The organism is Streptococcus oralis (assembly GCF_001578945.1).
In the GTDB taxonomy this organism is placed as follows: domain Bacteria; phylum Bacillota; class Bacilli; order Lactobacillales; family Streptococcaceae; genus Streptococcus; species Streptococcus oralis_Q.
Genome location: NZ_KQ969554.1, coordinates 63876 through 78007, shown reverse-complemented (window position 1 = coordinate 78007; position 14132 = coordinate 63876). Strand labels below are relative to the sequence as shown.

Genomic DNA, 14132 nt, shown 5'->3' with positions numbered 1-14132 from the left:
ACTAGCATAAACCTCCCCTTCTGTCACTACGCTTTTCCCTTCCAGATGGGCAATTGCTACTTTTTTCAGCTGAAACTGACCATACGCCTGTTTTAACTCTTTAAATAACAATTCGGCTTGTTGAAATGTTAGGTAGGGCAAACTTTTTGCAATCGGCTGAGAAAAATCAGAAAGATGATCCAATCCCTCGATGATATCAAGCAATTCACTATCATCCTCTGGCCCTCTCCCATCTTCCCAGGTGATTTCTAGAAATAAGTCATCTGTAATCATACAGCGACCTTTATTAAAGAGCGCAAAAGCCATATATCACCACCCCTTAATTTTTCACGAAATCAAAAATCCATTCAATGATACTTGGACCTGCAGAAACACCAATAATTGCAATTGCAATAGACACCCAATTTTTTTTCATTGAGGCTTTTAACTCCCGTCCACCAAACGCATAAATGAGCGAAGTGACAACGGCAGCTAGACCAAATAGCGCAACACTGACTAGCTGAACTTTTGTAATTCCTTGTCTTGCCAAGTTATCCGACTTAGCAAATGGATCGTCCGCATAGACTGTAGATCCTGTTAGGAATAGGGAAAGGCTCAATAAAAACATTTGTGATTTTGTTTTTACTTTCTGAAGTTGTCTTGTCAAATAATTTTTCATAGAAATCCTCCTTTGTTTTTTTGACAACGTTAGTATAATAGATAATTGAAAAAAATTTTTTAAAGGGACAATCATTTTTTTACGGTGAGTTTTAAGAAAATAATGCTTCACCAAATGACGTCTTTTCAGCTTCGACATCAAATAATATTTTTCTTTTATCTTCACGGTGATACTCATCTGGCGCATCACCTTCTACCCAAAGATGAAAATGATACTCTTGGTTGTGATCGGATAAGTTCAGAAACTCTTTAGAAATTAAAGGAAGCACCTTGTGCTTAATCACTCTTTCCAGAGGTCGTGCACCATCCTTTATATTGGTTCCTACATCCAATAAATAAGTAACCAAACTTTTTTCATAAGAGAGAGTCAACTTTTGATTCTTCATTCTTGCTTCGATTTCTGATAGTTGTTTGACAATAATTTCCTTATTCACTTTCTCGTCTAACATGTTGAAAATCAATTTATATTCAATTCGATTGAGAAATTCTGGTCTGAATTTAGTTTCTAACTCTAACGTCATGCTCTTTTCAAACTGAATTTTATCCCTATCTGTTAGTTTTTTAAAATTCCCTTTCAATTCATACTGCTTAATAATTTTTTCAGCACCAATATTCGTAGTAATAATAATGATTGTATTCTTAAAACTCACTTGCCTTCCAGTTGAATCAGTCAAGCGCCCTGCATCAAGCACTTGCAAAAATAAATCTACAACTTCTGAATGTGCTTTCTCCACCTCATCGATCAAAATAACGCTATAAGGTTTTTGTTTAACCTTCTCAGTCAATTGTCCTTTCGTTCTAGTTTGACGATCACCAATCAACTTTGTGATATCTCCTTTTTGCTTATACTCAGACATATCAAAGCGAATGATTGCCTCTTCATCATCAAACATTCCCTCTGCTAGTGCCAAAGCAAGCTCTGTTTTTCCAACCCCAGAAGTTCCTAGAAACATAAAGGAGGATAGGGGCTTTCTTTGATCCTGTAAACCAGCTTGTGCAACAGTTATAGCATCCACAACAGCCTCTACAGCCTCATCTTGCCCTTTAACACGTCGTGACAGCTTTTCTTTTAAACCGTCAAGTCTTTCCTTATTACCTTTCAAAATTGTCGTGACAGGAATACCTGTTTTATTTTTTAGCACCTCTGCAATTTCTTGCTTCCCGACATGAACTAATCCATTTGTAGAACAAATTGTCGCTGCTTCATCTATTAAGTCAAAGGCTTTATCAGGTAAAAATTGATCAGGTATGTAGCGGACAGATAGCAGTACAGCTTGTTTTACAGCATCAGAACTAATAGACACCTGGTGAAAGTTTTCGTAAATAGTTTTAGCTTGTTCAAGAATTTCAATCGCTTGACTAGTTGTTGGTTCAGAAACCATAATCGGCTGCATCCTTCGCTCCAGCGCTCGATCCATTTCGATATATTCATGAAATTCATCTAAAGTAGTAGCGCCAATCAATTGAATCTCACCACGTGACAAAACTGGCTTAATAATATTTCCAGCATCCAGAGCGCCTTTATCTGAACCACCAGCACCAACAATCGTATGAATTTCATCAATAAAGAGAAGATTTTCTCCTTTGGTTTTTACCATCTCCTCAATAATTTTCTTAAACTTAACAATAAATCCTCCATCCTCATCTGACATTAAACTAGATAATTCCAGAGAGCGTACGGTCAAGTTTTTTAATTTTGGAGATACCTGGTTTCGTAAAATGGCTAAAGCAAATCCTTCAACAATAGCTGTTTTACCAACCCCAGCTTCTCCTACCAAAATTGGATTGTTTTTGGTTCGTCTGAGAAGGGAGGTTTGAACGGCTTCTACTTCTTTATCACGTCCGTACACCTGATAATCTTCTGCTTTTTTTGAAACTTTTTCTGTCAGATTATCTGTATAACGATCTAAATAGGGTGTTTTTTTCTTTTCTTCAGTAGTCACACTTAATCACCCCTTTCTTTTACTTCTTTGATTTGAAGAGTGAGCTTATCTTTTATCGCATCCACAAATTCTCTTGGATTAATTTTCCCTTCTCCTATCTGAGATAGAAACATTTCCCAGCCTCCTGTTGTCTCTGGATCAGAAAACTCATTGTCATAGAGATAATTGATAAGTAGATAGGCTTTGTTAGTAGGCGTTAGTTGACCTGTTTTTTTATCTTTGACAACATAGCCTTTGCTCTGAATTTTTCTAATGATTTCTCCTCTAGTGGCCTGTGTTCCCAAGCCATATTTAGGAAATATTTGGCCAATCAATTGGCTCTCAGTTAATCGTTTAGGTGGTTTTGTTTCACCCCCTACAATCTGGACTTGTGTCTCAATTCCATCTCCTACTTGATAATCAGGAACTTCAACAGAACCTCGTACCTTTCGAGAACTCCATTCAGCCCATCCTAATTTATGAAGCGTTCTACCCTTTGTTTTAAAAATAAGACCATTATTTTCTACTTCAATTGTTTTGGTTGAATAATAACAATCATCTGCAAATATCAAGATTGCCTGCTTCACAACTGCTTCATAAATCAGTCGTTGGTCAGTCTTTAAATTTGAAAGATTTGGAATTCTTTCAGTCGGAATCAAGGCTGAATGGCTCGTACCAGATACTTTTTCATCATTGACATAATCTTCCCTAGGCTCCAAAAACGCTGGCTGAAAATGACAATTAATAGCCTTTTGATAGGCAGATAGATTTTCTTTTAAATCGTCAAATTCAAAACGACTGATGTATTCTGAGTCCGGACGTGGATAGGAGAGAAATCCTTTCAAATACAGTCCTTCAACAATACTCTCTGTTTTGCTTGAGTCAAATTTCCATGCGCTTGCCGCAAAACTTTGTAATTCTGACAAGGTAAATAGCTGTGGAGCGGATTTCTGATGATCTTCTATCTCAACTGAAGAAATAATAGAGGTGGTTGATAACCCCCTTGAAGAGGCTAAAATAGCCTCACTATCCTTAGTTTTGTCTTTTGTGGTGAAGAATACCCCATTTTTCTTATCCTCCAGCTGAAGCTTCCAATATTTTTCTGGAGTAAAGTTACGAATCGCTAAATCATTTTCACAGACTAGTCTAATTGCAGGTGTCTGAACTCGACCAACCGATAGATGGCTACCTTTTGTTCGAGGGAGTTGTCCTCTTGCTTGAAGATCAATCGTTGCAAGAGGTGATAAATTCATACCTACCAACCAGTCACTTTGTGCACGTGCTTCAGCTTCCAAATAGTAATTATAGGTCTCTGAAGGTTCCTTCAATTCCTGAAAAGCTTTTTGAAGAGCTTTCTTAGTCAAAGAGCTTGCCCAAAGCCGTTTCCAAATTTTCTCCTTGCCTCCTGGTATGTGCGACAAAATAGAGTACGCAATCCGCTCTCCTTCTCTATCAGCATCCGTCCCAATAATCACTTGATCCGCTGTTACCACTTCATCATAAATTCTCTTAAATTTTTCTCTTGAATTCTTATCCTCTTTGAGATGTTGCTTAAATGAAACATTTGTCAGAGGTAATTTATCAAGTGACCAGTTGTCTGGTTCACTGTATTCAAATAAGTGCCCTTCAGCAGCCACCACATGAACTTCAGCTGGAAAATAGAGTGATTGCCTGATAACATAGACACCTTTCTTTTTACTAAATTGTCCCAAAGCTGTAGCATAAGCTTCTGCCTGTTTCTCTTTTTCAGCCAGAATAACTATAACCATATCATTCTCCTTCTACTTCATTTTCTGTCATTGTAATCTATAATTAAAAAATCTTTTGTAAAGGGACAGTGACAAATAATAAAGTGAGTTGATATCAAAAAACAGTACAAAAAGTTATATACCTTTTTACATAAAAAAGAGGCCCACAAAGAGCACTCTTTCTATACTTTAAGCCCCTTCTTTGGGCTCTGGATAAAATTTTGATTTTGTCCAACCTGTCTATTCAACTGATAAGGCTTTGTATGTTGTTCAACACTTTTTACAATCTTAGACACTGTTCCATGAATCCGTTTCATAGATTGCGTTAGTTGTTGATCATCAAGAGAGGTCAAATTATCAGTCCAAATCGCCATATAGCGAATGGCTTTTTCAGAGGTATCTAACCCAAAATGATTAGAAACGAGATAACTTGTCATCTCAGCTTCAAGTTCTCTACGATCTTTTGAGACATCTTCCTTATACGAGTTAGCAAATTTAGGATTATGTAGACTAGCATGCGCCAACTCATGAATAGTGGTTGCAACGACTTCTCCAGGAGTATTATCTGGATTCAAAAGTATTTTTTGTTCATCTGGATAAAAAGCGCCTTTCTCACTTCTCAACTCTTTTGCATCGTCTTGATAAATTGTTACCCCAATGCCCTTAGCATAATCTGAAAGCCCTTCGAGCACCTCTTTTGTACGAATATGATCCATATTAAAATTATAGTGACGATTTGGCATCGCTTTTGGATAAAATTCAGGCTTCAAGGTTGTTTGGGACAACTCAAATACTTTATACGTAGCGAATTTAGCTAAGCCTGTATTTGAATCTCTTTCCTGGAAGAAGCGAGATTTCAATTTTCCTTCCTTCTTTAACGCCTTTTCTTCAGGTGTCGCTTCAGAAAGTCTTTTATATTTTGGATTGCCTTTTCCATTTTTTACCTGGTTCCCATTTTCATCCAATACAGGAATCATTTCAACCATCATAGGTCTAAACAAGGTAATATGTGATTTTTCTCCTGTCTTAACCGAAAGATTGTTATGGACAACTTCTCTTGTTCGACCTGTTTTTTTATTGGTATAGGTATTTCTAGTTTCAAATACCTGATCTGAAGTAATCCCAAGAACTTCCCCCATCGATTGCCATTGATTATAGGTTGCGACTGCACTCGCTCCTGGCCACTGTTCCTGAATCAAAGCGACATTTCTAGGTGAGAGCTCTGGAAACTTACTCATAAAATTCAGATACTCTTCTAACCGTTCTGGTGTTTCTGTGTACTCTCTCACTTTTTGGAAAGCAACCTCACTCAATTCATGAGGCGTTAAAGCAGCATAATCAATACTACTTGAGTTTACTTCATGAGTCTCCAAATCTGAAATAGGTTCCTCATTCAAGATCTCCTCTACACGCTGAAGCAAATTGGTTTTAGTTTCTTGCTTAGAAGATTGAAAAGCTACCGTTTCTCTTGTATCAGGAGTTTGACCTTCTCCTTCTTCTATCAATCGAGTCGATTCATTTGCTTCCTGGGAAATTTCCTTATTCACCTCTCTATTTTCCAGCTGAGAAAGAATTTCTTCATCCATCGATGCTAGTACAGATTGACCGTTGAGTCGACGATAGCCTAACCCTAACATTTGTGAAATTGGTGTAGTCTCATCTCCAATATCATATCGGATTCCCTCTTTGATCATTTCACCCCCTGGAGCATAAACATCAAACTTAATTTTGGTAGGAGGGATGTAACCTTCCGTATTGCCTGCTGTTACTTGTTTCATTCCTTCTTGATGAATTGGATAAAAGTCCTGATTGGCCTTGTATAGCTCTTTAGCAAAGTCTCGATAAGATATCAGCTCGGTCTCTTTAAACGGCAATTTCGGGCCACCTGGGCGATCCTCAGACCATTGAAGGCGAATATGATAGTCATCGTTATAAATATGATCTTGATGCCAGTCTCTATAAAAGTCGGAATTTTTATCCAGGAGATTATCTTCTCCTGCTGCAGCAACAATTTGATCAAATTTATCATTGTACTGTTTCGCATAGTCAAGATACTGATTCCATGCCTTATGAAATTCTTCTGGAGTTTTTGAGATGTCACTAGGCACTCCTAAATTATAGACAGTATCTAAGACTTGAGTAAACTTAATCGAATCAACTAGGGTTTTATTCGGTGTGTTATCTGAAGCCGTTTGTTCAATTTCTTTAGGAACCTCCTCATACTGCTTATTTCTCAAGACAGATATCATTTCCTCGCCACCATCTTTAACATATTCCTCATTAATTGATAGCTGTTCAATCTGGCCATCACGTTCACGGAATACGCCAAGAATAGGTGTTTTATCTACCGTCTCCAGTTCCTTGGTAAGTTTTGTCCGAGACTTAAAAACTGATATTGGAATATAGTTTTCTTCCTCTAACTCTTTGAATAACAAGATAATATCTTTATCATCAGACTTTATAAGACTATCAAAACGTCCATCATATCGCCTAAGATCAGTTAAATCATCAAAATAGAAAGATGTACTTTCTGTTGCTACTGAAAGATCTGATAAGACCTTTAGTTTGTCAAAAGCTGCATCATTATTAGCCAATAAAATATTATCAAAATGCCCATTTCCTTCTGCAAAATCATGTAAAGTTTTCTCGGGTGTCTGCCCTAATGCAATTGGTTTAATTCCTGTTAGGTGCATGAAGTGCTTTTCTTCAAAATGAACTTGTACAGTCTTATCAGGGGTAACATAATAAATCTTTGAGTTGGCCAACTCATCCAAATAATACTGTGCTGCATTTTGCAAAGCTAGTCGACGGATTGGACGATTCAATTTAGTTAATTCATCTAAGGAAATAGAGTGATAGTAGCCATCGTTACTTGACTGAAACTCTTCATTTATGGTAAAATAAAGTAAATGAGAGGATGTCGTAGGACGACTGGTAACAGAGCGTTCAAAGGTGCCAGCTTTTGGTACAGGTGTGGGACTGCCTTCAGCTTCGGGCTGTAAAGACCCCAGACTACCACTGGTCCTCTCGTTTTTTTGTTGCTCAAAAATCATATCTAGCTCTTGAGATTTCTCAGGGGCTTTTTCTTCTGATTCAACTGACCCTAATTGGATATTTTCTTCAGCTGGAGTTTGAGACCGATAATCATGATCTGCCTTTTGTGCCTGTTCTAAGTAAGGACCTGGAAGAGTTTCTCCCAATTGCGAGGAAATATCACTTTTCTCACTACCAATGTCATATCGAAAATCACCTGTCAGACGATTTCCCTTCTCATCTTGTAACGACAAGTAGGTTTTATCATATCCTAAACTAAACATTTCCCTGCTATTCTCTTCATACAATTGAGTTATAAAATCTTTATATGGAATCACATCACCTGATGAAAATTTTTGAGAAAGATTTAAATTTTCTGTAAAATCAAAGGCTACAAATAACTCTGGAGATACTGAACTTCGCTCTTCCTCTATCATTTGTTTTACTCCAGCATTTTCTTGCCCTTGTTTGGCAAGTAATTCATCCACCTTCAGTCTTTCCTCATCTGTTTTCGGATGATACTTGGTTTGTGAAGATAATTGAAACTCTCCTTCCTCAGTCAACTCCAGAGCAACTCTTCGTAACCCTTTTACAAAATACGTATTTGGTTGTTTTTGCCACTGATTCACTAAGCCCTCATCAATTAAGGCCTGTGCTGCTGGTTGAATGCTCGTTTTACCCATTTGTTCAGATATGGCCTCAAGTCTAGTCAATTCTTCTTGATAGCGTTTGAGTGTAGCTTTGGTAAAGAACGACTCCCCACGTTCAGCTTTTTCTAGTTCTTCACGGATTCGAGGTATATTTTGAACACTCATCTCAAGACCTGTTCCCTGACGATTGAGCCCCTCCTCTCTTAGTTGTTTTTGATACTCTAACTGTTCCACCCTCTCTTTTTGAGCGTTGATTTCATCTGTCTTAGAAAAGATACGCTCTTCTAGTTGTCCTTGTCTACGAAAGAAATTAGCTCCGTTTCGTTTATCATTCATAGGTTGCCCATTTGTTTGCGCTTGGTGCGAAAACGCCTTGGATATAGCATCGTCTCTCTCCTTTCTTAATCGATCTAACTTTCGTCGTGCCTGGGCAAGACGGCTGTTATCAATTTGTTCTCCCTGTTGATTCTTTAGAACATCATTCCAGTCCGTTTTATCTTGTCCTGGTCTTAGTTCTGGTAGGTCTGAATTGATAACAGCTCCTTTTGCCTCCAATTCTTGAATAAACGTTCTACCTGCGTTATCATTATCTAAGGCTAGAGTGATTAAATCCGCATTTTCCTCATTTTCAAAAAAGTGATGATCAATAGCCACTTGAAGTCCGTCTGCCAATTGTTCAGGTGTCCATCTTAGCGGTTTTCCTGATATTTCAGCTTGAATTTGGGATAGATGACGGCCTATAGTCGATTCTTTCAAACCATCCATAGAAACTAATCTGACATCCTGAAGACTATCTTTGTGCAATTCATAGTAAGACATTAAATCAATAGGACTCTCAGTGAAAATCAATCGTTTTGGACTGCCAATATCAACATGAATACCTGTCATAGGATCAGAGTTCTTCATAATTACTTTAGCATATCCATGTTTTGGCCACTTCTCCCAATTCTCTTGGATTCCTTGTAAAGAGGCTCCAACAACTTCACCTGAAGAAGAAAGGGACTTGAATACAATAACTGGCTCAATCGCATTTGTTGTAACTCTGCTAGTGCCTTCCGCAAAGTAGTCAAGTTTGGCGTTAGCTTGGGCTAAAACACCCTGTTCCAAAAAATAATCAATCGTTTCATCTGATAATCCACGTTGATTCCGCAGATAATCTCTTCCATCTGAAAACGGCTGCTCGTACTTCTCAAGATAGTATTTAAAATCTTCTAGAGTCCTTTCAACCATTTGAAACTCTTTAAAATTTCCATCATTTAAAAAATCCACAGATTGATTAAAATCTACTTCCTTTATCGTTTCAACTAAAGAAATCGCATCTCCTCCTGTATTTCTGGAGAACCATTTCCATAAATTCTTATCAGGTGAAATAACTAGGCTATCATGTTCTTTCCATCGATAGTCTCGTCCGGATCGAACCAGCTCCATCTGAAGCTCGTTTGCAACATCCAAAATATCTCTAGAACGTGCAAATTCAACACGTTCTCTACGACTTTTACCACGTCTTGATTCTTGTTCTGTCATATAAAATCTCCTTAAAATCCTTCATACTGTGGTTTGTACGGCTCATTCCCTGCTTGTAGAAATGATTCTGGATCTAAGTGAACCAGTTCCCCTACTGAAACAGATTCAAATAGCTCAGAATTTTCCTCAAAATCTAGAATCATTTCTAAATCAGAATTTCTTCCTTGACCCTCAAAATGCACTTGCTTGTTATCAGCATTCATTGCCGTAATTAACCATTCGGCTGAGAAATCAAAGTCTTCAACTGCGACATCTGGAAATAATAGCTTCATTTTTCTTCTCCTTTCTCTTTTTATTCTTCTATTCTATTCAATAACCAAAAAATCCCATTTAAAGGGACAATATAATTCCATTTTTCAACAAAAAAAGTCATTGCTTTTACAATGACCTTTATATACTGTGTCCTTTTTCCTCCAGTTCTTGTCTCTCATCGCTTCTCTCACGTTCCATAAGGGCTTTTTTATTTGCACGTTGAGCCCTTTGAAGAGAATTGGTCAGATTTCTCATGAAATCTGTATTGATTATTGCTTTACCTTGGGATTGTTGGATATTTTTTCTTTGCAGGACCTTTCTTTCTTGCATTTTCTGTGAAACAGCTTGAGCTAACTGACTTTTCTGATTACTTTCCTCCTCTGGCAATATTTTTTGATAGAGTGATTTGAGTTCAGAAAATCCTTTCGCATTCTCCTGTTTTAATTTTTGAATAGTCGCTTGATCAGTCGTTTGTGAAATTTCCTTGTTTCGACTGTAAATCTGATGTTTCAACTGAAAAATAGAGATATGTGTCTGTAACTCTTCTACGTAGCTATCTTTCGTAACAGGATAGCCCTTTAGAATGGTCAAAACTCCTTCATCTTGAAGAGGTTGAATTGTAGCTAATTCCTCCTTTAAACGTTTAATAGGAGCTTGAATTGTTAATGAATCAGCCTTTTCTATAGAAAATGAAACACTATCTTCAAACTGGTTAGAAAGAGTTTGTTTCAGTGATTGATCCGCTTCACCCAGTTTATAATTTGGAGTCAGTTGTAATTCAATCAGCTTCAGTCTTTGAAGAATCTCCTTCTTTTTTAATTCAACAAATGACTTATCCGTTTCAAGTGGTTGGATTTGATCAAAAAGAGTTTTACGAACTAATAAACTACTTTGTTTTTCTTCTAATAAACTCAATTTTAATGCATAGCGAAATGTTCCTAGCTCCTGGCGTTCTTTCAATGATCGATCGCTTTTCTTTTTGGCCGCTTCTACAAGATCTTTCAAATCAGCTGAAGAAAATAGCGACAAGTCCCTTAAACTAAGTTGCTTCTGTAGTAAGTCTTCTTTCATCTGACTCACATCATAAACTAATTCCGTAACAAATTCAGGACGTCCCAAACCTGTTCCGTGTTTATCATAAGCAGCATAGACTGGTTTTGTGATTTCAAGAGGCTTCGCCCCATCTTTTAGATCATAACCCAGTTTTTTCCAGGAATCTAGTGTTTTGATAACACTTGCGTTAGGATCCTGGGCTAAAATTAATTTTTGATTCTTTACTGAGAAATTGGCCAAATTTTTTTCCAGCCGAACGTCAGCTATTTCAGGAGCATTCTCACGAAATAGGTGCAAGATTTTATTTGCTAGTCGTTCTCTCAACTCCTTCTCTCGATTCGCTATTAATTGCTGCAGATGATAGCCTGCAGCCTCCTGTTGTGTTTTCTCAACACGACCATCAAGTTTCCGAATCTTCTCGTAGGTTGATTTTTTTCCAGCCGAATAAGCTCCTCTATAGGTTTCTAGGAAGTCCTTCGTTTCTTTCAGAAATTCTTGATAGAGCTCTTTCCCATCATTTTCTAAATAGGAATCCAGATAGCGATCAATGAAGAATTTACTGACTGCAAAATCTCTTGCATTTGATCCATAACGCCATTTTTTATCCATTGGCAAATGGTTGTAAGCCTGCTCCAAAAAATTTTTTTCAGCCGAAGAACGAACCTTCTGATCTCTAAATACAGAATTGATCAACTCACTTCTGATATTGGCCAAGATTTGTTCTCGTCGAACAATCATTCCTCTAGTCTGTTCATTCAACAGACCATGAAAAACATCACTTTTAAAACGCTCAATCGTTTTTTGTGAAAAGTTTCCTCGATATTCCATTCGACCACGTGGCCGATAGAAAATTTTTTCTCTTGCGGACTCAATTTCTGATAATCCAAAATGAACGTGGATGTTATCTGTATTCAAGTGAATGTTGGCCCACCAAAACGAGGAATCTGACAAGCCTTCTTTTTCAATCATTCTTGGCAATGCTTCACGTATAACGGACTTGATAGCCTGCTGATCAACTTTTCCAGTTTCCAGATTATATAATCCCTCTTTTGCCAAAAAATCATTATTAAAGGAGATCACACCTTGCCATAAAAGTGACCCATTTTGATAAGCCTGTTCTAACTTATTTTTCAATTCTGTCACTTTGCTACGCTGCAAATAATTGGCCTCTTTTGTAAAAATCGCTGTCATCTCTTCATTTTGATTTTCAGTAGCATAAGAACGATTCATATAATCGATGTACTCCTGGAAATTAAGTTTTATTTCTGGGACTTCAGCTTGGATTTTTTGTATTTCATCTTCAGTTAGAGACTCAATATTTTGTCTGTGTGTCTCTAAATTTAATTCATTATCAACCTCGACAGCTTCGTCTCTATTGGTGTAGTCTACAAACCCACTATTTGCTTCTGTATATTGCAGCATGAAGGTAATATTTGGACTAGAAGATACGTTCATTATTTTCCTCTCTTTGAATTAAAATAGGCCATTTTTTCTTAAAAGAGCATAGTCTTTTAATAACGGTTGTAATTCTTCAGGTTCAACTTGAAAATCATTGATCCACCGTCCTGATTGAGAAATATGTAATTCTTTTTGCTCTTCAATAAATTGCATGGGAATCAATAAGATATTTGGTTTTTCTAACTCTGAACCACTTTCTCGTTCTAAAAAGGCGACAATAAAATCTTGATTTCCTTTTGCCCTCAATTGCCAGTGATGGGAGTTTCCGTTTTTCCTTTTATACAATGAGCTGTATTTTACATCAATCGTTAGACCATCTAGCCAAAAATCATATACTGGATTATTTTTCTTGAAATACTTATTCGCATCCGTTGCATCTGGAACATACTTTTGAAAAAGCTCCTCGGCCATTCCCCCGAGCTTAGCTGTCCTAGAACCATACTGAATTTTATCTTGAATTTTAAGGCAGCCACTCTTTATTAATTTCAAATGAGCTATATGAGTAGGCAGCCCTGACTGTTTCACCGCTTCATGAAAATCTCCTGTTTCTAAATAGATTTCAACAATATCCACCATTTACTGTACCTCAATGAGAATGTTTGATAGTTTGACCACGTGCAATATCTTCTTGAATGACGTCGTTGATTCGTGCCATCAATTCATGTTGTGTAGGATCCAATCGTGAATGAATAGATTCCAATTCTTGAACATCAAAATCATCTTTCGTAATAGCATGAAAGTTGGTTAGCGTTAGATAGAGAATTTGATCAAGTTGACGATGAATTGCTTTGTTATCATTTCCAGAATCAAAGCTACCTCCCAAATTTTTTTCCAGCTGAGTCAGTCGCTCATAAAAATTTTTTCCTTCTCCTAATTCAATAAAGAGTTTATAAAAAACTTCAATCAAAGTGACAAGCGTTGCTGAATTATTTCGATACTGTTTCTGCAAAGCAGACGATTCTTTCAAGTAAGATTTTACTTCCTTAAATTTTTCATGTGTTTCTTCGCTAAAGTATAAGCTAAGTCTTGGATTCATTTTCTCCTCCTCAATTTTTCTGAGATGATCCTGTCAAATAATTGATTTTATATCCTGGTTGAATATTAAAGATATATACATCAAATGAGATCTCATCATCTTCAATACTCTGTGCTTCCATACGAACTCCTCTAGCAACTAATTCCACATTTCTAAATATAGGAGTTACTCGATAGCGAACATGGTGGTTCGTATTTTTTATGTAGTTAGAAATTTTATTTTCATAGTAAACCATTGATGATTGTTCATCTTCAAAATTTGCATTTAAAGCACGTGTACCTGTAAATAAATTTTTCGCATTCGCATTTTCTCCACTTAATTGAAAACCGATTAAGTGAGAACGATTATATAAATAATCTTCTTTTCCGTTGAAAATTATTTTTTTATTTTTCCACCCTGTCGGTGTAACAGATGAAATAGATTCTCTATCTTCCGTTGGCATCAATTCTTTTCCCAACATCGCTTCAGCAATTCCTACACGATTTAAAAAATCTAGATCAGAATATTTTTCCCAGCTGCCATTTTCTAAACTCAATTCGCTTTTTGTAAATTGTGATTTTTCATTGACGACAATCACCTGATTTTTTCCATCATACTCCTTCGATTTCAAATCATCATTTTTCAGAGTAGGATTCAAATTTGAGTCGGAATTTTTTTCTTCAGCTGAATCGGCTATGTTCAATTGAGTCGGGATATCATTTTGTGTCAAGCTAGATTTGATAGCATTAAAATTGTTAGGTTGCACGATATAGATTGCAAGAAAAATGAGAATGATGAACAGAGATTTATTCTTCTTCAT

General features: G+C 36.8%; 9 protein-coding genes and 1 pseudogene. All 10 read right to left on the bottom strand.

What is annotated here, in order from left to right:
• A pseudogene (locus tag SORDD16_RS11985) lies at positions 1-306 on the bottom strand (hypothetical protein); the annotation flags it as partial.
• A 13-nt stretch (positions 307-319) separates the two neighbouring features.
• The gene (locus SORDD16_RS08275; RefSeq protein ID WP_061453093.1) at positions 320-658 is read right to left on the bottom strand and encodes a hypothetical protein; all 339 of its coding nucleotides are present in this window, start codon (positions 656-658) and stop codon (positions 320-322) included.
• Positions 659-749: 91 nt separating this feature from the next.
• A complete protein-coding gene (locus SORDD16_RS08270) occupies positions 750-2600 on the bottom strand; it encodes an AAA family ATPase (RefSeq protein WP_061453092.1) in 1851 nt (616 codons plus the stop codon).
• A gap of 2 nt (positions 2601-2602) precedes the next feature.
• On the bottom strand, positions 2603-4348 hold the full coding sequence (locus tag SORDD16_RS08265) for a type IA DNA topoisomerase (protein WP_061453091.1): 1746 nt from the start codon (positions 4346-4348) through the stop codon (positions 2603-2605).
• 161 nt (positions 4349-4509) lie between these two features.
• Positions 4510-9534 (bottom strand): PBECR4 domain-containing protein, encoded by a 5025-nt coding sequence (locus tag SORDD16_RS08260; RefSeq protein WP_061453090.1) that lies wholly within the window; start codon positions 9532-9534, stop codon positions 4510-4512.
• 11 nt (positions 9535-9545) lie between these two features.
• Positions 9546-9806, bottom strand: a complete 261-nt coding sequence (locus tag SORDD16_RS08255; protein ID WP_061453089.1) for a hypothetical protein — start codon at positions 9804-9806, stop codon at positions 9546-9548.
• A 118-nt stretch (positions 9807-9924) separates the two neighbouring features.
• Positions 9925-12294: a MobP2 family relaxase gene (gene mobP2, locus SORDD16_RS08250; RefSeq protein WP_061453088.1), complete on the bottom strand. Its 2370-nt coding sequence runs from the start codon at positions 12292-12294 to the stop codon at positions 9925-9927.
• An 18-nt stretch (positions 12295-12312) separates the two neighbouring features.
• Positions 12313-12873 (bottom strand): hypothetical protein, encoded by a 561-nt coding sequence (locus tag SORDD16_RS08245; RefSeq protein ID WP_061453087.1) that lies wholly within the window; start codon positions 12871-12873, stop codon positions 12313-12315.
• Between the two features lie 10 nt (positions 12874-12883).
• Complete coding sequence (locus SORDD16_RS08240; protein WP_061453086.1) at positions 12884-13333, bottom strand: hypothetical protein; 450 nt, start codon at positions 13331-13333, stop codon at positions 12884-12886.
• A 10-nt stretch (positions 13334-13343) separates the two neighbouring features.
• Positions 13344-14132, bottom strand: a complete 789-nt coding sequence (locus SORDD16_RS08235) for a DNA/RNA non-specific endonuclease (protein ID WP_061453085.1) — start codon at positions 14130-14132, stop codon at positions 13344-13346.